At 54.9% G+C, this 19,408-nt stretch carries 19 protein-coding genes; 15 read left to right on the top strand and 4 right to left on the bottom strand.

The window, feature by feature from the left end; all coding sequences use genetic code 11:
- Positions 1-3: 3 nt before the first annotated feature.
- From cobM to DESHY_RS05660, 14 genes are all read left to right on the top strand, one after another.
- Entirely contained in the window at positions 4-750 is a 747-nt protein-coding gene (cobM, locus tag DESHY_RS05725) for a precorrin-4 C(11)-methyltransferase (RefSeq protein ID WP_008411133.1), read from the top strand.
- Entirely contained in the window at positions 710-1,792 is a 1,083-nt protein-coding gene (locus tag DESHY_RS05720; RefSeq protein WP_235695524.1) for a cobalt-precorrin 5A hydrolase, read from the top strand. The genes cobM and DESHY_RS05720 overlap by 41 nt, the downstream gene beginning before the upstream one ends.
- Positions 1,777-2,487, top strand: a complete 711-nt coding sequence (gene cobJ / locus DESHY_RS05715; protein ID WP_008411131.1) for a precorrin-3B C(17)-methyltransferase — start codon at positions 1,777-1,779, stop codon at positions 2,485-2,487. The genes DESHY_RS05720 and cobJ overlap by 16 nt, the downstream gene beginning before the upstream one ends.
- Positions 2,481-3,269, top strand: a complete 789-nt coding sequence (gene cobK / locus DESHY_RS05710) for a precorrin-6A reductase (RefSeq protein ID WP_008411129.1) — start codon at positions 2,481-2,483, stop codon at positions 3,267-3,269. The genes cobJ and cobK overlap by 7 nt, the downstream gene beginning before the upstream one ends.
- An 11-nt stretch (positions 3,270-3,280) precedes the next feature.
- On the top strand, positions 3,281-3,652 hold the full coding sequence (locus DESHY_RS05705) for a sirohydrochlorin chelatase (RefSeq protein WP_048817920.1): 372 nt from the start codon (positions 3,281-3,283) through the stop codon (positions 3,650-3,652).
- Positions 3,649-4,284 (top strand): precorrin-8X methylmutase, encoded by a 636-nt coding sequence (locus DESHY_RS05700; protein ID WP_008411126.1) that lies wholly within the window; start codon positions 3,649-3,651, stop codon positions 4,282-4,284. The genes DESHY_RS05705 and DESHY_RS05700 overlap by 4 nt, the downstream gene beginning before the upstream one ends.
- A gap of 13 nt (positions 4,285-4,297) precedes the next feature.
- Complete coding sequence (locus tag DESHY_RS05695; RefSeq protein WP_048817919.1) at positions 4,298-5,833, top strand: cobyric acid synthase; 1,536 nt, start codon at positions 4,298-4,300, stop codon at positions 5,831-5,833.
- Positions 5,830-6,780: an adenosylcobinamide-phosphate synthase CbiB gene (gene cbiB / locus DESHY_RS05690; RefSeq protein ID WP_008411121.1), complete on the top strand. Its 951-nt coding sequence runs from the start codon at positions 5,830-5,832 to the stop codon at positions 6,778-6,780. The genes DESHY_RS05695 and cbiB overlap by 4 nt, the downstream gene beginning before the upstream one ends.
- Before the next feature lie 31 nt (positions 6,781-6,811).
- Positions 6,812-7,561, top strand: a complete 750-nt coding sequence (gene cobS, locus DESHY_RS05685) for an adenosylcobinamide-GDP ribazoletransferase (protein WP_008411119.1) — start codon at positions 6,812-6,814, stop codon at positions 7,559-7,561.
- A complete protein-coding gene (locus DESHY_RS05680; RefSeq protein ID WP_008411118.1) occupies positions 7,513-8,418 on the top strand; it encodes a GHMP family kinase ATP-binding protein in 906 nt (301 codons plus the stop codon). The genes cobS and DESHY_RS05680 overlap by 49 nt, the downstream gene beginning before the upstream one ends.
- A gap of 12 nt (positions 8,419-8,430) precedes the next feature.
- Positions 8,431-9,495 (top strand): threonine-phosphate decarboxylase CobD, encoded by a 1,065-nt coding sequence (cobD, locus tag DESHY_RS05675; protein ID WP_008411116.1) that lies wholly within the window; start codon positions 8,431-8,433, stop codon positions 9,493-9,495.
- Positions 9,496-9,621: 126 nt separating this feature from the next.
- Complete coding sequence (locus DESHY_RS05670; RefSeq protein ID WP_008411114.1) at positions 9,622-10,848, top strand: diguanylate cyclase; 1,227 nt, start codon at positions 9,622-9,624, stop codon at positions 10,846-10,848.
- 174 nt (positions 10,849-11,022) lie between these two features.
- Positions 11,023-13,440, top strand: a complete 2,418-nt coding sequence (locus DESHY_RS05665) for a helix-turn-helix domain-containing protein (RefSeq protein WP_008411112.1) — start codon at positions 11,023-11,025, stop codon at positions 13,438-13,440.
- Positions 13,400-14,956, top strand: a complete 1,557-nt coding sequence (locus tag DESHY_RS05660) for a helicase-related protein (RefSeq protein WP_008411110.1) — start codon at positions 13,400-13,402, stop codon at positions 14,954-14,956. Before DESHY_RS05665 ends, DESHY_RS05660 begins: the two co-directional genes overlap by 41 nt.
- An 84-nt stretch (positions 14,957-15,040) precedes the next feature.
- Here the strand turns inward: DESHY_RS05660 and DESHY_RS05655 are convergent, their stop codons facing one another.
- Positions 15,041-15,784, bottom strand: a complete 744-nt coding sequence (locus tag DESHY_RS05655) for an SIMPL domain-containing protein (RefSeq protein WP_008411108.1) — start codon at positions 15,782-15,784, stop codon at positions 15,041-15,043.
- A gap of 349 nt (positions 15,785-16,133) precedes the next feature.
- Here DESHY_RS05655 and DESHY_RS05650 point away from each other — a divergent pair, with 349 nt between their 5' ends.
- Complete coding sequence (locus DESHY_RS05650) at positions 16,134-16,868, top strand: CAP domain-containing protein (RefSeq protein WP_008411106.1); 735 nt, start codon at positions 16,134-16,136, stop codon at positions 16,866-16,868.
- Here DESHY_RS05650 and DESHY_RS14550 read toward each other — a convergent pair.
- From DESHY_RS14550 to DESHY_RS05640, 3 genes are all read right to left on the bottom strand, one after another.
- Positions 16,858-17,217 carry a hypothetical protein gene (locus tag DESHY_RS14550; RefSeq protein ID WP_235695523.1) on the bottom strand — a complete coding sequence of 120 codons (360 nt, stop codon included), beginning with the start codon at positions 17,215-17,217 and terminating at the stop codon, positions 16,858-16,860. The genes DESHY_RS05650 and DESHY_RS14550 overlap by 11 nt on opposite strands.
- 165 nt (positions 17,218-17,382) lie before the next feature.
- Complete coding sequence (locus DESHY_RS05645) at positions 17,383-17,724, bottom strand: hypothetical protein (RefSeq protein ID WP_008411105.1); 342 nt, start codon at positions 17,722-17,724, stop codon at positions 17,383-17,385.
- Positions 17,725-17,871: 147 nt separating this feature from the next.
- Positions 17,872-19,224 (bottom strand): S-layer homology domain-containing protein, encoded by a 1,353-nt coding sequence (locus tag DESHY_RS05640; RefSeq protein WP_008411103.1) that lies wholly within the window; start codon positions 19,222-19,224, stop codon positions 17,872-17,874.
- Positions 19,225-19,408: the final 184 nt, after the last annotated feature.

The raw sequence follows: 19,408 nt of genomic DNA, 5'->3' as shown, positions 1-19,408 counted from the left end.
AGTATGATTTATTTTGTGGGGGCCGGGCCAGGCGACCCGGAACTGCTGACGGTGAAGGCCCAGCGGCTGCTGCAGCAGGCCGACCTGGTGCTTTATACCGGTTCATTAGTGCCCCGTCCGGTGCTGGACTGCTGCCGGCCGGATGCGGTAAAGGCGGACAGTGCCGGCATGGTTTTGCAGCAGATAGTAGACCTGATGGTGCATCATTACCGGCAAGGCAAGCTGGTGGTTCGCCTGCACACCGGGGATCCTGCTTTGTACGGCGCCATTGGCGAGCAAATGGCAGCCTTGGATCAGTTGGGAATATCCTACCGGGTGGTGCCGGGTGTCAGTTCTTTTTTGGCGGCAGCTGCAGCGGTACAAAGGGAGTATACGGTACCCGGCGGCTCCCAAACGGTCATTATCACCCGGCTGGCGGGCCGCACACCGGTGCCGCCGGAGCAATCGCTGGCAAGCCTGGCCCGGCATAAGGCTTCTCTGGCCATCTTCTTGTCGGTGGGCCTGATTCAGCAGGTGCAGCAGGAACTGCTGCAGGGCTATGAGGCAACAACCCCGGTGGCTGTGGTGGAACGGGTTACCTGGCCCCAGGAGAGAATTATCCGCGGCAATCTGGGCCAACTGGCCCGGCTGGTGGAAGAAGCCGGCATTACCCGGACAGCCTTAATCCTGGTCGGGGAGTTCCTGGCGGCCCGGGGAAGTTCTTTACTTTATGATGCGGGGTTTGCCCATGGTTACCGGGCGGGAGAATAAGGTGGCCATTCTGGCCCTGACCAAAGGGGGGGCTCAACTGGCCGCCACCCTGGGCAAACTGCTGGGGCAAGCGCAACTGTATCTTCCCGGCAGGCTGTACAGCAACCACCTGCCGCCGGACACCCGGTATTTTGACCACTGGCGGCAGGCGGCCGGCGAGGCTTTTACCCGGCATAACCGGCTCATATTTATCATGGCTTGCGGCATTGTGGTGCGTACCCTGGCGCCCCTGCTGCAATCCAAACATAGCGACCCGGCAGTAGTGGTGCTGGATGAGCAGGGGCGGTTTGCGGTAAGCCTGTTGTCCGGCCACCTGGGCGGTGCTAACCGCCTGGCCCACACAGTGGCCGGGCTTTTGGGCGGTACGGCAGTAATTACTACCGCCACCGATGTGCAGGGAGTGCCGGCCCTGGAAATGCTGGCGCAAGAGTTGGCCTGTGAGATTTACCCGGCCCGCCGCGTCAAGCTGTTTAACCGCTTGCTGGCTGAGGGAGAAAAGGTAACCCTGTGCTCCCGCTGGCCCCTGCCCCACCGTTACCGGAGCGGTTTTACCTACCTGGAGGGTTGCCCGACAGATGTAAGGGGCCCGGTGGTGTACATAACCAATAAACCGGTGCCGCCCGCCCGGGATCCCCGGTTGCTGCTCAGGCCCCGCAACCTGGTGGTTGGTGTGGGCTGCCGCAAAGGAGTAAGCGGCCGGCAGGTGACAGAAGCGGTTAAGACAGCCTGCCGCTTGGCCGGCTTTAGCATACTGTCACTGCGGGGGCTGGCCACAGTGGATTTGAAAATGCAGGAACCGGGGTTAAGGGAAGCGGCTCAATACCTGAGGGTGCCCCTGTTAGAAGTATCCCGGCAGCAAATAGAAGCATTGCACGGACAATATACACCTTCAGAGTTTGTGAAGGAACGAATAGGAGTTGGTGGCGTATGCGAACCGGCAGCCTTGATAGCCGGCGGTACGGGGCGGCTGCAACTGGCCAAACAGAAGCTGGGCCCGGTCACCGTGGCCATAGCGGAGGCCAAATTATGGTGGTGGGATTAGGCCCCGGCGACCGCAATTGCTTTACGCCGGAAGCCCTGGCCGCCATTGCGGCAGCCCAAGTGGTGGTGGGCTACCATACTTATTTAGATTTAATACCGGATTTGTTGCAGGGCAAACAAGTGGTGGCCACCCCCATGCGGGGAGAAGTGGAGCGGGCCCGGCAGGCGGTGGAACTGGCCGCTGCCGGGAAAACCGTGGCGGTGGTCAGCAGCGGCGACCCGGGCATCTACGGCATGGCCGGCTTGATCATTGAAGCAGCCGGGGGACGCGTGCCGGTACGGATAATTCCCGGCATTACCGCTGCATCAGCGGCGGCGGCCAGCCTGGGGGCTCCCTTAATGAATGATTTTGCGGTGATCAGCTTAAGTGATTTGCTAACCCCCTGGGAAACCATGTTGCGGCGGCTGGAGGCGGCTGCCGCCGGGGATTTTGTGGTGGTGTTGTACAACCCCCGCAGTCACGGACGTCCGGATCATATTAAAACAGCCCGGCAAATTATGCTTAAATATAAACCGCCTGCTACACCGGTGGGTATTGTACGCCAGGCCCGGCGCGGCCAGGAACAAAAAATTCTTACCACCCTGGGGGAAATGCTTAACCATGAGATAGACATGTTGACCACAGTGGTCATTGGCAATGCCCAAACCAGCATCCAGGGTGACTATATGGTCACAGCCCGGGGGTATAAATGGTGATCCTGGTCCTGGCAGGCACTCTGGAAGGAAGGGAAACCGCTTTATTACTGCAGCAGGCAGGATTTGCGGTTACCGCTACAGCGGTGACCGACTATGGTTGCCGCCTGCTGCAGCAGCAAGGATTAACCGGCACCCTGACCGGCCCCCTGGATGAAGCAGCCCTGGCGGCAATTCTTGGCCGGGGGGTTCAGCTGCTGGTGGATGCCACCCACCCCTTTGCTGAACAGGCTTCCCGTACGGCCATGGCAGCAGCCCGGACGGCCGGGGTGGCCTACCTGCGCCTGGAAAGGCCCGGGGCGGCGTTGCCTGATCATCCTCTGGTATACCGGGCCCGGGATTTAACCACAACCATCAGCCAGGCACTGGAACTGGGCAAGGTACTGTTCTCTACCCTGGGCAGCAAATCACTGGCCTCCCTGCTGGCTGCCGCTGCCCCGGCAGGGGCCCGGGTAGTGGCCCGGGTACTGCCGGACAGCGAAGTTATCCGGCACTGCCGGCAAATTGGTTTAACTCCCGATCAAATTATTGCCCTGCAGGGCCCCTGCAGTGTGGAGTTAAATAAAGCCCTGTACCGGCAATACCGGGCGGAAGTGGTGCTGACCAAGGACAGCGGCTATACCGGCGGCGTACCGGAAAAGATTGCTGCCGCACTGGCAGTTGGCCTGCCGGTGGTGGTTTGGCAGCGGCCGCTGCTGCCCTATCCCCTGGTGCTGCACAGCCCTGCCGAGGTGCTGCAATATTGCCTTCATAACTTGGCCGGGCGGCCGCCCGGCCACCAATAAGGGGGATGTTCATGCAGCAAGGTATAATAATTCTGGGGCACGGCAGCCGGCTGGCGGCGGCCAACCGGGAGATTACGGCCATTGCCGAGCAAATTAAGGCTGCCGGGCCGGCAGCCCTTTACGAAACCTGCTTTTTGCAATTCGGCCAACCGGATCTGGCCCGGGCAGTGGAGAAACTGAACCGGGCAGGCGTTAAAAAAATTACCGTTATTCCTCTGCTGCTGGTGGTCGGCAGGCATATCCGGCATGAATTGCCGGCTTTGCTGCAACAGCTCAAGGCAGAGTATCCCCATATTACTTTTGTTTTGGCGCCTCACCTGGGGGCTGACCGCCGCATTGCGGAAATTGCTCTGGAACGTATGAAGCAAGGAAGTGAAATATGATAACAGATATTTTTCCCGATGTGATCTGGCAACCCGCTGACATTGAACGCACCAGCCTGTCCATAGTGGAGGAATTTCTGCGGCCGTTACAGTTGCCGCCGGGCGAAAAGGCGGTAGTGGGCCGGCTGATTCATACCAGCGGCGACCCGGCCTTGGCAGGACAGGTGTGCTTTCATCCCCGGGCAGTGGCAGCGGGGGTGGCAGCCCTGCAAAGGGGATGCCACATTTATACCGACGTGAGCATGCTGGTGGCCGGCATCAACAGCAAACAGCTCAGCCGTCGGGGCGGCATGGTGCATTGTGCGGTGCACGACCCGGCGGTGGCGGCAGAGGCTAAAGCCAGAGGGATTACCCGGGCGGCTGTCGCCATGGAAAGATTTGGCGAAAAATTAAATAACCAAATAGTTGCCATTGGTAATGCTCCCACGGCTTTGTTTGCTTTGCTGGGCATGATCCGCCGGGGGCTGCGGCCGGCCCTGATCATCGGCATGCCGGTGGGGTTTGTGGGAGCGGCGGAAGCCAAAGAGCTGTTAATGCAGGGTGAGGTTCCCTATATTACTGTCAGGGGAACCAGGGGCGGCAGTCCCCTGGCGGCGGCGGCCGTTAATGCCCTGCTGTATCTTGACCGGTAGGGAGGAAAAACCCATGGCTCTGGCTAAAACAATTATGATTCAAGGCACATCTTCCCACGTGGGCAAGAGTCTGCTTTGTACAGCCCTGTGCCGTATTTTTAAACAAGACGGTTTCCGGGTGGCACCCTTTAAAGCCCAAAATATGGCTTTGAACAGCTACGTCACCCTGGACGGCGGTGAAATCGGCAGAGCCCAGGGAGCTCAGGCGGAGGCCGCCGGGGCAGTTGCCACTGTGCAAATGAACCCAATTTTGCTAAAACCAAAGCAGGATTTGCAGGCCCAGGTAGTAGTACTGGGCAAGCCCCTGGCAGATATGAGCGCCCGGGATTACCGGCAGCATTTTTTGCCCCGGGCAGCCGACCTGGTGCAGCAGTGTTTGGCGGAGCTGCGGCAGCAGTATGAGGTGCTGGTGATTGAAGGAGCCGGCAGTCCCGCCGAGGTTAATTTAAAAGACCGGGATATCGTTAACATGCGTACCGCCTTTTGGGCGGCAGCGCCGGTAATCCTCGCCGCTGACATAGATCGCGGGGGGGTTTTTGCTTCGCTGGTGGGTACCCTGGAACTTTTGGAACCCCTGGAGCGTCAAAAAGTGGCGGGGTTTATTATCAATAAATTCCGCGGCGACCTGGAACTGTTGCGGCCGGGCCTTGATTTTTTGGAACGGCGTACCGGCTTGCCGGTGCTGGGGGTAGTGCCTTACCTGCATGATCATGGCATCGCTGAAGAAGACTCGGTTGCCCTGGCCAATGGGCCTCACGCCCCGGCCGGGGGAGAGCTGGATATTGCTGTTATTAAATTGCCAAGAATTTCAAATTTTACCGACTTTGACCTGTTAAGCCGGGTGCCCGGTGTATCCCTGCGCTTTGTGGCACAGGCAGAAGGCCTGGGACAGCCGGACGCTGTGATTCTTCCGGGAACCAAAAACACTGTGGCAGATATGCTGTACCTGAAGGAGCAAGGGCTGGAACAAGCTATTATCGCCTTGGTCCGGGACGGTATGCCGCTGGTGGGCATCTGCGGCGGCTACCAAATGATGGGCAGCATGCTTTACGACCCGCTGGGCAGCGAAGCCGGCCTGGGCCATGTGCCGGGGCTGGGCCTGCTGGATATAGAAACCACCTTTGGGGCAGTTAAAGAAGTGCATCGCTGCACCGCCGAAATAAGCTGCCCGGAACTCACCTGGCTGAAAACCAAAGGCCCGCTGACCGGTTATGAAATTCATACCGGACAGGTGGTACTGGGCCCGGGTGCGCAGACCTTGCTGCAGATAACCGGCCGTTCCGGCCGTCCGGTTTGCCTGGCGGACGGGGCGGTGGCCCGTGGGGGACAAGTTTTCGGTACCCACCTGCACGGCTTGTTTGATAACCCTCAGCTGCTGTTGGACTGGGTAAATTACTTGCGACAGCGCAAGGGCCTGGCGCCTTTGACAGCCGACCGGCTGCCGGTATGCCGGGAAGACCGGTATAACCGCCTGGCGGATTGGGTGCGCCGACATTTAGATATGAAAAAAATTTATGAGATTATGGGGTTGGGAGCTAGAAAAGCATGAGCATGCTCGTATTGGCAGCCCTACTGCTTGACCTGCTGGTGGGCGACCCCCGCCGGCTGCCCCACCCGGTGGTGCTTATGGGCGCCTTGATTAAAAAGGGTGAGCGGCTGATTCGCCGATTGGCCGGCAGTCCCGGGGCATTAAGGTTGGGCGGCGTGCTGCTGGTGATAAGCCTATGCGCACTGGCCTACGGTGTTACCAAGGGTTTGATTTGCTTGGCCTCCCTGCTGCATCCCTGGCTGGGTCTGGCAGTTCACCTGTGGTTGTTGGCCACCACGCTGGCAGTTAAAAGCCTGTACCAGCATGCGGTGGCCGTGGCGCAACCCCTGGCCCGGGGGGACCTTGCGACAGCCCGGCAAAAGGTAGCTTTGATTGTGGGACGGGACTGTGACAACCTCAACCATCAAGAAGTAACCAGGGCGGCAGTGGAAACGGTGGCGGAAAACACTGTGGACGGCATTGTGTCTCCGCTTTTTTATGCTTTTATCGGCGGTGCCCCCCTGGCAATGGTTTATAAAGCGATCAATACACTGGACAGTATGATCGGCCACCGGCATGAGGCTTATGTACATCTTGGCTGGGCGGCCGCCCGGCTGGATGACCTGGCCAATTACCTGCCGGCCAGGCTGGCCGGTGTTTGCTACGCCCTGCTGTCCCCGGCTTATCCCGGCGGTTTTACTGCCACTGTGCGGGCCATGCTGCACGATGCGCCGGCCCATCCCAGCCCCAACAGCGGTATCCCTGAGGCGGCGGTGGCCGGAGCGCTGGGTATTCAATTAGGCGGCATCAATTATTACCAGGGCCAACCATCTTACCGGGCCAGTCTGGGGCAAGCCAAATATCCCCTTACTTACCGGCATATTTACCAGGCGCTGCACCTTACCTGGGGGGTTACCGCCCTGACCGCGCTGGCGGGTGGGCTGGCCGGGTATTTGTTCGCAGGCTGATGAGTATTATAAATGCATGGAGGTAGCACCTTTGCTAACCGGTTTCCGCCTGGCAGTCAGTTTTCTTACAATCATACCTCTTTACAAAAAAATGGCAAAAAACCAGGAATTAGCTCGGTCGGTGTCGTATTATCCTCTGGTAGGATTGCTGTTGGGCGCTGCGGCCGCCGGCCTGTGTGTTCTCTTGCAGCGGTTAGGTTTAACCCTGGGGGCGGACGCCCTGGCGCTGGCTGCCCTGATTTTTCTTACCGGCGGCTTGCACCTGGACGGCTTGATGGATACTGCGGACGGCCTGTTAAGCGGGCGTGATCGAAGCAAAAAACTGGAAATCATGAAAGACAGCCGGGTGGGAGCCATGGGGGTCATCGCTTTTGGCACCATGCTGCTGCTTAAATTATCTTTTCTTTATGAACTTAATTCTTCTCTGAAAATTACCGCTTTGCTGCTGGCACCGGCCGCCGGCCGCTGGGCCATGGTTTACAGTATTGTTCGTCATCCCTATGCCAGGGCCAGCGGCGGCCTGGGGGCGGTGCTGCAGGGGGCCGGCTATGCCCAGCTGGCCCTGGCCAGTATGTTTTTTGCGGCTGCCGCCTTTTGGCTGGCCGGTTGGCCGGGTGTGCTGATAACGGTGACAGCAGCCTTGACGGCAGGGGTCTGTACGGCTTTGATAGTTAAGAGTTTAGGTGGCATGACAGGCGATACCTACGGCGCCACCGGGGAGATGGTAGAAACGTGGACGTTCTTGATAATCCTATTAGGTCAGCAGGCCGGGCTGCTGTAGTATGGCGCGGGCGAGCTGCTGCACCGGGTACCTGCGGTGAACTGGTGCAGGGAACCCTCCGGGGCGAGCCGTTCCTTATCACCTGTCCGGTTGATTTATGGAGCGAAGTGTCTGTTGAGCTGAGCAATTCCGGTGCAACCGTGGCGGCATTGGATAAATCCAGCCGGGCAGCCAGGCTGACATTACAATATCTGGGCGCGGAGTATGCCTGCGTTGCCATTAAAAGAGTTTCCGTATTGCCGGAAAGCAAGGGCATGGGCAGCAGCACCGCCGATATTGCTGCCACCTGCCAGGCCACCGCCAGAGCCCTGGGGAGGGAACTGGAGCCGGCCGCCATTGCCAAAATTGCTGCCCAAATTGAACCCAGTGACGGGCAAATGTTCCCGGGCATTACCATTATTAACCACCTGACAGGTGAAGCCAAAAAATACTTGGGGCCGGCGCCGCCCCTGAACCTGGTGGTGGCTGATCCGGGCGGGGTTGTGGATACCGTAGTGTTTAACCGGCGGCAGGATTTGGCAAGCAAGAATTTTCAAAAGGAACCCATGGTCAAACAGGCCATGGAACTGGTAACCCGCGGTTTATTAACTGAGGACTGGGAAATGATGGGCCGGGGCGCTACCATCAGCGCCCAGGCTAACCAGGTGGTCTTGCCCAAACCGCACCTGGCCTTATGGCGGCAGTGGGCGGCGGATATGCGTGCCCTGGGTGTGTTGGTGGCCCACAGCGGAACGGTAATGGGCATGATCTTAAGACCCGGCGGGGTGGACCCCAGAGAAGCGGCTGATTTTGTGCGGCGGCAAAAACCCGATTGGACCGTGTGGCATACCTCCATGATCAGCGGCGGCTTACGGTAAAGGGTGACGGCAATGCAACACGGCGGTAATGTCTGGCGGGCTGCTCAAGCGTACGGCGTGCCCAAGGAAAGAATACTTGACTTCAGCGCCAATATCAATCCCCTGGGACCTTCTCCCAAAGCAATGGCGGCGTTGCAAGCGGCCCTGGCGGATATAAAGCATTATCCGGAACCCCAGGCGGAAACCCTGCGCCGGTTGATCGCAAATATAACCGGTGTGCCGGAGTCTATGCTCATTCTGGGTAACGGGGCGGCAGAACTGATTTATGCCCTGGCCGGCGTAATAAAACCCCGGCGGGTGGTGCTGCCGGTGCCGGCCTTTAGCGAATATGCCGCTGCTTTTGCGGCTTTTGCACAGCTGGAAGTGGTTTTGCCGCCGGAGCAAAACTTTTGTTTGGATGTTGGGCAGCTGTTAAGGCTGTTGCAGCCCGGTGATTTGCTTATACTTGCCAATCCCAACAACCCCACCGGTGGTTTAATTGAACCGACTGAGCTGGCACAACTGGTTTGGGGAACCGGCCGGGCCGGAGCCTGGCTATTGGTGGACGAAGCCTTCATGGATTTTGTCCGGCCTTCCCGCACGCTGCTGCCCGAAGTGTCCGGCCATCCCTGGTTAATGATTTTACGCTCCTTGACAAAATTTTTTGCCATGCCCGGCTTGCGCCTGGGGTATTTGGCTGCTGCGCCGTATATTATTAAACAACTGACCGACTGTTTGCCGCCCTGGCGGGTTAATCTGCCGGCCCAGGCGGCCGGCCTGGCCTCTTTGCAGGATACAGACTACATTGAAACAACCTTAAAGTTAATCCACCGGCAGAGAGATTGGCTTGCCGCCGGTCTGGCTGCCCTGCCCGGCTTACGGCCCCTGCCGGCTGCTGCCAATTACATTTTGGTGGATTGCCGGGCCGGCGGTTTAACGGCAGGCCAGATCCAAGCACACCTGGGGCCGGCCGGCATACTGATCAGGAACTGTGACAACTTCAGGGGTTTAGACAGCTATTATTTCAGGGTGGCAGTGCGCAGCCAGGAAGAAAACCGTATTTTATTGCATCACTTGCAGACAATCATAACTGGGTAAACAAGAGGAAATCTCCGGCGGCACGGGATTTCCTTTTTAAGTTATATAATTCAGAATTGTTCGTTGTCATAAATATTTTTCACCTGTTAAAATATAAGCAATCATAATGAAAGTGCGTGTGGGAAGATGGGCAAAATCAAGCTTTCGTCACCGGTGCAAATTTTTATTGTGTCCTTTTTCGCTATGGCAGTGGCCCTGGCCACCCTGGGCTATTCAGCTTACCACGCCTGTTATGAGCTGTTGGCCAAAAATGTCGGGCTACGGGCCCAGGCCACAGCCCAGGTGGCAGCGCAGTTAGTCCGGCTGGATCGGCAGCTGGTTGCGGAGATGCAGGGGTTGGATATCCAAAGCTCCCGCCGCCACCCGGCCACCCTGGCCTTTAAAAAGCAAATGGCCCCCCTGCTGCAACAGCAGGATATTAAATTTATCTATGTGGAAACCAAACTGCAGGGGCCGCAAATCCGTTATTTTGTCACCCCGGAGGAGGAACATGTTTTCGGGCAGCCCCCGGGCACCCCGCTGGAATATTTTTATGTCTTTACCAGTGAGGACGAAAGCAGCTACACCAACCGGGATCGTTACGATGTAGCTGACCCCCTGCGGCAGCAGGCCTACGCCGAGAAAAAACCGGTCTACGGTGAGCCTTTAAAAAGCAAGTGGGGCGAACTGATTACCGGTTATGCGCCTATATTTGAGCGGGACGGGCAGTTTGTCGGCTTGCTGGGGGTGGATATTTCCGGCCAGGAATTCACTAAAAATATTCTTTATGTCAGAAATATCATAATTATAAGTTTTGGCATTATTGTCATCCTGGGAGGGTTTTTCCTCTACCGGGCTGTTCGTATTTTAAGCAAACCCATGTATTTGGACGAATTGACCAAACTGTATAACCGCCAGTATATGAAGGCAAGGCTGGAGGAAGAAGTAAACCGGGCCAAAAGATATGGCCGGCCCCTCAGCGTGTTAATGCTGGATCTGGACTTTTTCAAGCAAATTAACGACTGCTACGGGCACCAGGCCGGCGATCTGGTGCTGCGCAATATTTCCCGGCTGCTGTTGCTGAATTTGCGGGAGGAAGATATTGCCTGCCGCTATGGCGGCGAAGAAATGGTGATAATACTGCCGGAAACCGACTTGCCGGAAGCGGCCGTGGTGGCAGAAAGACTGCGCCAATCCATTGAACGAATGGAATTTATCCTGCCGGGCAAAGAAAAGCCGGTAAAGATAACCGTAAGCATCGGCATTGCCGAGCTGACCCGGGAAGATACCCCGGACATGCTGCTGCAGCGGGCGGACGAAGGATTATACCTGGCGAAAAGGCGGGGGCGCAACCGGTATGACTTCTGCCAGTAAAACCAAGCAATTTATCCCCGGAGCAACACCGGGGATTTTTTAAGCAAGTGCAATTTGTGCTTTTAATCATATTTGGGTATGATAATTCAAAGGCGTTGGTTAAATCCTTCATAATATGGTAAAGTTTATGTGCAGTAAGACAAATAGACAGATTATTGACGGGGAGTGTGAAACTTGGTCGTTAACGACAAGGAACAGCTCAAATCGTTCATCTTAACCCGGCTGCCGGAAGATCAGCCGATAAAACTGGTGGATTTAGCATTAAAATTAAGAATTAAGCCGCAACTTTTACTACCCGCTTTACAGTCTTTGGTGGCGCAACGCAGCTTAAAAGCCGCCCGGCCCCAGGGAAGCGAAGGCGGTGCCGCCGGCCTTTGGCTGGCTCGCAACGAAGTGCCGGCAGCAGAGTTAGCCAGGCTTGGCGAGGGAGTCTGGAGCTATAGCCCCCAGCTGCTGGCAGTAAGGCAACGGCAGCTGGCAGCCTTGCTGGAAGACGATGCCCGGGGCAGAGTATTAAGACTGCTGGCCGACGGCTTACCCCGAACAGCCGAACAGATCCAGGCAGAACTGGGCGACCGGGAAATGCCTCCCCTGCAGCAAATAAACCGGTTAATCCAACTGCCTGACGGGCGTTTTACCCTCACTGACACTGCTGAAGGACAGGCGGCCTTAGAGCAGCGGCGCCGGGAAGAACAGCAAAGGCAAGCAGAGATTGCCAAACAGGAACAAAAGCTGCGGGAAGTATTTGCCGACGGCCAAGCATTAAGCAAACAGGAGCTGGAGCAGCTGCTGGGCGGCCCGCTGCTGCCCCAGGTTAAATTTCCGGTGGTGCGGCTGGTGAGCGGCCGCTATGCTGCTGCTGACAGCCCGGCGGCCTGGGAAGATGCCGCCCGTTACCTGGCCGGTCATGGCCCGTTAACCTTAACTGATTTTACCAGAAAATTTAAAATGCACAGCCGCCTGGTGGCCTCCCTGCGGACCGGTAAAGAAGTTCCGCCCTTTATTATATTGCCGGACGGCAGCATCACCACCACCGCCACTCCGGCCGGACAGCAAGAAACGGAACGGCGGCAAGCGGGTCAGGGGTTGCAACAGAAATTGGCTGATATTTACCGGCGGCAGCCTTTTTTCAACCTGGGTACATTGCTGGAGCAGCCCGAACAAAGGGAACCGGCAGTAACCATGATGCAGGCGGAAGGGGCTTGCCGGGTTAATGTCAACGGTGTTGGTCTCTGGGCGGCACCTTATCCCCACGACCCACAGGTCATTGCCCAGGAGCTGAAAAGACTTACCGGCATGCACCTGGCAGCCCGGCCGGGGCCGCCGGTGCTGCCGGCCGCCTGGCTGGCGGGACATTCCATGACCGTGCAGGAAGCAGCGGATAAATTAAAGCTGAGCCAGGCCGATATTTTAAACCTGTGCGAACTGGAGGAGTTAACCTCTTTCCGGCTGGCCGGCCAGGTCAGGGTTTGGCGTGAGGAAGTTAAAGCCATTAAATATAACCCGCTTTTGCACAAAATTGTCAAGGGAGCCAGTAAAATAACCACCCTGGAGGCGGCTGACCTGCTGGATACCACGCCCGACCGAATTCGCCGGCTGGTGCGCGAGGGATACATCAACCCGGCCGGGGAAGTGGAGAAAGAAGACGGCCGAACCACTATCCTGGTGCGACGGGGTGATATTCAAGCCATTAAGGAAAGGTTCCCCGGCATCGAACACGAATGGTCACTGGCGGCACGACAGCAGCGGCGGGATGCTGCCCGGGAAAGCGCCAAGCGGGAAAAACAGCCTGCCGGTAAAAAACGACCCCGCCGGGCAGTGACACCGCCGCCCCCGCCGGTGGGGCCGCTGGCGCTGGATGATTTCCAGCAGCAAGCGGTACAGGCTGCCCTGGAGGGACGCCATGTGCTGGTGGCGGCGCCCACCGGCACCGGGAAAACTGTTATTGCGGAGCGGTTAATCGAAGCAGTAATTCAAAAGGGCAAGGCGGCGGTGTATACCTCACCCCTCAAAGCCCTTAGCAACCAAAAGTTTGTTGATTTTCGCCAGGTGTTTGGCCATGAAACGGTGGGCCTGGTAACCGGGGATATTTCCATTAACCCCTATGCCCCCCTGTTAATTATGACCACCGAAATTTTTCGCAACCGCTGTTTTGCCGAACCGGAAGGGTTGGCTGACGTGGCCTGTGTGGTTTTTGATGAAATTCACTACCTGGATGACCCGGAGCGGGGGACGGCCTGGGAAGAAAGCATCATCTTTGCCCCGCCCCATGTTAAATTTCTGGGCTTGTCAGCCACTGTGCCAAACATCCGGGAAATTGCTGACTGGATGAGCGAAGTGCGGGGGGAACCGGTGGAGGTGGTGGTAGAAACCAACCGGGCGGTGCCGCTGGCCATTAATTGGCTCAGCTCGGACGGCAACATTATGGATGAAGAGGAAGCCCGAGAATACATTGAACTGGCGGCCCAAAAACGCAGCCAGGAACGGCAGGCCGAACGCCGGGCCGCCCGGGAAGAGGAGTTTGCCATGAGAAGCAGGAGGTGGAGCAAAGGTGGAGCACGTCGCAGCAGAAAACCCCTCGATCGCCATTGAGGCTGTTCAAGATCACCTGCCCGCCCTTTATTTTGTGTTTGGCCGGGCCCGTACGGAGGAATTGGCGGCTGAACTGGGACGGGAATGGGACTTTTTATTTCCCGATGAAAAAGAACAGGTGCAAAAGGCCATTTTAGAAGCAGAAAAAGAGCACCCGGATATTTTTCAGCGGGGGCACCGCAGGGTATTGCGGAAACTTTTGCAGCAGGGTATCGGTTATCACCATGCGGGACTGTCCCCTGTGCTGAAAAACCTGGTGGAACGGCTGTACGAAAACCGTCTGCTGTGGGTGTTGTTTTGTACCGAAACCTTTGCGGCCGGCGTCAATTTTCCGGCGGCCTCAACCCTGTTTCATTCCTGCCGCAAGTGGGACGGCAAAGAGTTTCGCACCCTGATGAACCGGGAATTTTTTCAAATGGCGGGCCGGGCCGGGCGACGGGGTTTTGACCGGGTTGGGCATGTGTACATCCGTATTGATGATAAATTTCCGGAACAAACAGGTTTCTTTAATGAAGCAGAAGTGGAGTCAGTATACGGCCGGCTGACCGTTTCACCCAATACCGTTTTAAGCCTGCTCAAATGGAAAACAGATGAGGAAATAGATCGTTTCCTGACCCAAAACTTTTCTGCCTACCAGGAGCGGCAGGCCCAGCGGGAAATTACCGCCCTGTTGGAGGATATAAACCGCCGCTACCAACAGTTCCAGAGCATCTTTTGCGAGCTGAAGGGGGAGGCTGCCTGCCCCTTGCACCGCCGCAAACTGATACGGGAACAAAAACGCCTGCGCACCGCCAAGTACAAAAACCGCCCCGGTAGCAGAGAAAAGATTCAGGAAATTAAGCAAATGCTGGCCAGCCAGCCAGCCCACCGCTGTTTGCACGAAGTGTGTGCGGACGCCCGGGACAGCCTGGAAGCCCTGGGCTACCAGCGGGCAGGGTTGCTGGGGCAGCTCAATGCGATTCGCCAGCAGTCGCAAAAATATGTGCATGAATTTCACTATGTAAAAAGCATCCTGGAAAACCTGGGTTACATAAAAGGAAGGGAATTTTTTGCCCGGGGCAACTTTGCCCTGGAGCTGCATGTACAGGAAATTCTTGTTACCGAACTGGCCTTTGCCGGCCTGTTGGAGGACCTGCCGCTGGAGCAAGTGGCCGGCATTTTAGCCGGAGTGGATTATATACCGGGTCGCCGGGAATATGTTCCGGCACCGCCCTACGACCCCAGCCCGGTTTACGAACTGCGGGAGGAATTGCTGGCAGCCGGTGTGCCGCCCCACTTTTTGGTTTGGTCCGGTACCCCGGGCTTTGTGGCCCATACCTGGTACACCGGCCAGGGGCTGGACTACCTGTTGGAAAATACCAGCTTGCAAGAGGGCGACATCGTATCCATTATCCGGCGGCTGATTGATTTACTGCGCCAGATTGATGATGCCAGCCACAGCAACCCGCACCTGCGGGAGCGGGTACGGGAGATGCGCCGGGTTATCGACCGGGACGAAGCTGCGGTGGTATTTTAATACGCCCGCTAAAACTCAAAAACAAGCATCCCGTTTCACTGTAAGGGCGAGACGGGATGCTTGTTTCTGGCAGGGACAGACTGTCTATTTAATGCTGAACTCTACATTAACCACCGCCGTGATTTCTTTCTCGATGGAAGAAGTATCATTAATGCCGTAGTCTGAGATTTCGTTGGAGTTAACCGGAGTTATTTGAAACACACCCATTCTGGCGGAACGCAGGGGGCCGATACGGCTGCCGGTGCTGGCCGCCATTTTTTCTGCCCGCAGCTTTGCGTCCCTGGTGGCTTCCGCCAGCATATTAACTTTTAAATCATTCAGCTTAGTATAAAAATATTGCGGCTGCTGAGATTCAAAGAAAACGCCCTGCTCAATTAACTCGGTGGATTCCCGGGCAATACCGGCAATTTTCTGCACATCGGCGGATTTAATTTCAACGCTCTGCAAAAGCCGGTAACTGGCGATCTGGCCGGTGCTGGTGCCGTTGGCGTTATAAATATATTGCGGCATAGTAGTGATAGAAGAAACGGTTATTTGATCCTCCGCAATACCTTTGCTTTTTAAATAAGACTTTACTTTTTCTAAATCACCCTTTAAATTTTTATAGGCTTCAGGTAAGGTGGCCGAATCCTGGTAAAAAGATCCCCGCCAGACGGCCAGGTCGGAAACAATTTGTTTCTTGGCGGAACCCGTAACCGTAATGGAAGAACGGCTGGCAGCGTAATTTGCCAGCGGGTTGGCCAGCACCAAGGAACAAATAACCAGGGCGGCTGCCAGCAGGGCTGCAGCTATGACATAATACTTGCCCTTGCTGTTTGATTGCTCCATTTCATAACCCCCTAACATATTTTGCCAAGGCAAATGCCTTGTTGAATAATATACGATTAATTACTGAAAACGTAACAGGAAAAATTAAAATTATCAACCAAGCAATATCAATTTTAGAAAGAATCCTCCATAAATATAATCTTTAACGTAAAATAAATTTATAAAAAATTCCCACCTGTCAGTTATTTGGCGAATGTGACAGGTTTTTTTTTGACAGCCGGGTTAATTAAGAGTAACCCTGTGTTAGACAGGCTATGATTGGTTGTCACGCCGGTTTCAGATACGTTAGTATAAAGTATAGCTAATCCACTTTTTTAGTGGAAATAAAAATAGCGAAAGGGGAAGTTGCATGAGAACAGCAGCAAGGATATTTTCCGGCCTGATCCTGGGGGTTTTTGTCCTGGTACTGGCCTTTGGCGCAACAGGCGGCAGTGCCGCGGAAGCCTATGTAAGTTATGACAATACCAAAAGCAACAGTACCGCATATAACAGCCAAAACTATAAAGCTTATAATTACCAGACAACAACCGCAAATTATGGCTCCTACAACTACACAAGGTACAACAACGGCGCCACACAAAACACCACTGTTTACCGCACCTACAATTATTACACATATAACAACACGCAAAACAATACTGCCGGCCCGACCAGCCAACCGGCTAACAGTACGGTGCGCACCGGGCAGCCGGCCGGCGGCATCAGCACAGCGGATGAGCAGGCCATGCTCAACCTGATTAATAAGGAACGTGCTGCAAAAGGTCTTAAACCCCTGGCAATGGATGCTAAGTTAAGCCAAATTGCCCGTCTGAAAGCCCAGGATATGATTGACAAAAACTATTTTTCCCACCAATCTCCCACTTACGGTTCACCCTTCGATATGATGAAAAATAACGGCATTACCTATCATTATGCCGGGGAAAACCTGGCCGGCGCACCTGATGTCAATACGGCCCATACTAACCTGATGGATTCGCCGACCCACCGGGCCAATATTTTAAGCGAGCGATACTCCAAGGTAGGCATTGGTGTGGTGAACGGCGGCCCGTATGGCAAAATGTATGTACAGGAATTTACCGACTAAATTTAAAAGCGCCATTTAAAGCGCCGGTTTGCCAACCTGTTAGCAAAGGCCGGGAATAACCAGATCCTTCCCCAAAATAAAAAAATCCCGTTTCACTATAAAGTGAGACGGGATTCAGACTGTAGACAAAGGTTGTAAACAAAATAAGGCGGTTTTGTGATCCCCTGTCGGCGACTTGTCGAAGCACCGGCAACAGCACTTGATGAGCGAAAGGAGCCATTGGGGTGGCGCCCACAGGACGTGGGCGCCAGCCGAACCGGGCCAGGATGGCCCGTTTGAGGCGACCCCAAGGGCGACCGTAGCGAATCATAGTGCTGTCGGTGCGTAGACCGGAGCCAAAGGGGATCATAAACCACCGCTAATGTTTGTCGTCACTCTGATCCCGTTTCAATCAAGTGGAACGGGATTTTTTGGTGTTCTATCATAAAACGGTGGCTAAAAACAGGAAAAGACTTTTGGGACAGCTCCTTTGTCAAGCAGGGTATAGCCGCAGGTTTGCCGGGCTGAACAAAGGTTAATGCAGATTATTCTCTTTATTCAACAGCTTTAATAAATAAGCTGCTGCTGCAATTTTAGCGTTCAAAACATCCGGGCTTTGTTGTTCAATAATCTCCATTTGCTCCTGCAGGGTGCAGCCATCCTGGTTGCATTTGAATAATTCATTGCTGATAACCTGCATGCTTTCTTGTTTTTCGGCAAAGCTGATGGCGGTAGAGAGAACATCCCGCAGCACATTTTTTTGCACTTGCGGGTCTGGTTCCACCGGCAGGTTTACCTTTAGCCCCCTGTAAATATCAATAAGAGCCACTAAAATATATTGCTCCAGCGACGGTGTAGGTTTAACATCACCCAACACATTAATCACCCCCGAAGATTTTTTTACAGTTTACCCCGGCTTGATAATTCCCTGACAGCTCCGGAAGCAAAAACAGGAACTAAAAGGGATAATTACTTTTGCTGATGGATTAAGTGCGCTGACCTGCGCCAGCGCACTTAATTTTTGCTAATTGGTTGAAGAATTAACCTGTGCATCTAAAGGAAGCACTTCAGCTTTAGCTGCTTCGGCAGGGAGTTTGATGTCAATTTTGCTGCCGTAATCTTGATAGGAAAAATTAAATGTTGCATTTATCAATTGCATGGGAAAGGGCTGGCCATTAAGCTTATCATTAAATACTACAACAGCAGAGGCAGTTGACTGGTCAGCAAAGTATTTTTCCTTGTCCACCAGGATTTTGCCGGTCATGGTAATGCTGCGCACGATGCTGCCGGATTGCTCAAAGCTTTTCAGCATATCTTGGCTCATGCCAACATGCGAACCCAGCATTTTCATAAACTGGTTCAGGTCGGGAATATTGCCGAAATAGGCCAGTTCATAGTAATTTTTCTGGCCAATGGTTTTTTCTCCCACCAAACGGTAACGGAAATACTTATCAAATTCGCTTGGCAGCTGCATAAATTTGTTTTGCTGTTGCATCAGCTCCACAAAATCCGGCATTGAACCGGCAGGCATTTTCATCCATTTTGATTCGGCAGTCAAGGGATCTTTCATTTTCATGTACATGCCTTCGGCCACCATGTATTGTTCCATTTCTATGGCCGGCATGGTTTGGGGCAGCCCGCCAAAATTCATGGAAAGCTGCTGGTGCAGCCCTTGTTCCGTGTTAATTTCATAGTTTACCTTAGCCTGCATGCTGATGCTGGACGGCACGCCTTGCACAGGAACAGCCGGGTTGGCCTTAATGATCATGGACATATTGCCGGTGCCGCGCAGGGTTTTTAAGCCGGCCTGGGCAGCCTGGCTTTTTTCCATAATTTCTTTAGCCAGTTTGCCGCTGCCAAAGGCTTTGTCCAGCAGGGCTGCTCCTTCAGCAGGGGTCAGATGGGCCTCCGGATTTACGGCAGGTGATACAAGCCCCTCTTTAATCAGCCAAGTAAACGGAACAAAGGCCCAGTGGCTGTTGGGTACCGGCGTGGGCAACGGGCCGGGGGCTTCAATGCCTGGTGTGCGCAGGACGCGGGATAACAATACCACCGCCTGAGCTTGGGTAATGGGCTGGTTGGGGTTGACGGTTTGCTTGGCACTGCCGCTGATGATACCGGCAGCCAAGGCTGCCTTTAAATCACCGGCATACCAGGCATCAGCAGGTACATCCGGCGGCAGGGTTACCGGGCTGGCCGGTGCCGGCAGTGCGGCTGCTTGCACCAGCATGGCAATAAATTCTGCCCTGGTTAATTTGTCTTTGGGTTGAGGCAGTTTATCCAGTAAGGTTTGCTGCAGGTCGCCGGCCAGAGCGGCATTAGCACTGAAAGTCAACAGGACAACAAGCACAAGCAATAAAATCGGTTTGCGCTTCAATAAAAAAACCTCCTTTGCAAATTAACCTGCTCATGCATCTGACAGCACAGCAGGGGAAACCATAATATTCCTTAATTACATAGACGTTGCAAATTGGAATTTTGTAACAAAATGACCTTATTAAATTAAGAAATTTTAGCATTAAATTTCCGGCAGCGGTTCATAATAAAAAAAACAATGATAG

Source organism: Desulforamulus hydrothermalis Lam5 = DSM 18033 (assembly GCF_000315365.1).
Lineage (GTDB): Bacteria > Bacillota > Desulfotomaculia > Desulfotomaculales > Desulfotomaculaceae > Desulfotomaculum > Desulfotomaculum hydrothermale.
The sequence above is the reverse complement of the archived record's forward strand: the minus strand, read 5'-3'. Positions and strand labels throughout refer to the sequence as shown.

What these genes read in the sequence shown, in the direction of transcription:
- DESHY_RS05655 (WP_008411108.1), bottom strand. Translation starts at nt 15,784, where the DNA reads ATGGAGCAATCAAACAGCAAGGGCAAGTATTATGTCATAGCTGCAGCC.
- DESHY_RS05695 (WP_048817919.1), top strand. Translation starts at nt 4,298, where the DNA reads ATGGCTCTGGCTAAAACAATTATGATTCAAGGCACATCTTCCCACGTG.
- DESHY_RS05705 (WP_048817920.1), top strand. Translation starts at nt 3,281, where the DNA reads ATGCAGCAAGGTATAATAATTCTGGGGCACGGCAGCCGGCTGGCGGCG.
- cbiB (WP_008411121.1), top strand. Translation starts at nt 5,830, where the DNA reads ATGAGCATGCTCGTATTGGCAGCCCTACTGCTTGACCTGCTGGTGGGC.
- cobM (WP_008411133.1), top strand. Translation starts at nt 4, where the DNA reads ATGATTTATTTTGTGGGGGCCGGGCCAGGCGACCCGGAACTGCTGACG.
- DESHY_RS05700 (WP_008411126.1), top strand. Translation starts at nt 3,649, where the DNA reads ATGATAACAGATATTTTTCCCGATGTGATCTGGCAACCCGCTGACATT.
- cobK (WP_008411129.1), top strand. Translation starts at nt 2,481, where the DNA reads ATGGTGATCCTGGTCCTGGCAGGCACTCTGGAAGGAAGGGAAACCGCT.
- cobD (WP_008411116.1), top strand. Translation starts at nt 8,431, where the DNA reads ATGCAACACGGCGGTAATGTCTGGCGGGCTGCTCAAGCGTACGGCGTG.
- DESHY_RS14550 (WP_235695523.1), bottom strand. Translation starts at nt 17,217, where the DNA reads ATGATCCCCTTTGGCTCCGGTCTACGCACCGACAGCACTATGATTCGC.
- DESHY_RS05720 (WP_235695524.1), top strand. Translation starts at nt 710, where the DNA reads ATGATGCGGGGTTTGCCCATGGTTACCGGGCGGGAGAATAAGGTGGCC.
- DESHY_RS05650 (WP_008411106.1), top strand. Translation starts at nt 16,134, where the DNA reads ATGAGAACAGCAGCAAGGATATTTTCCGGCCTGATCCTGGGGGTTTTT.
- DESHY_RS05670 (WP_008411114.1), top strand. Translation starts at nt 9,622, where the DNA reads ATGGGCAAAATCAAGCTTTCGTCACCGGTGCAAATTTTTATTGTGTCC.
- cobJ (WP_008411131.1), top strand. Translation starts at nt 1,777, where the DNA reads ATGGTGGTGGGATTAGGCCCCGGCGACCGCAATTGCTTTACGCCGGAA.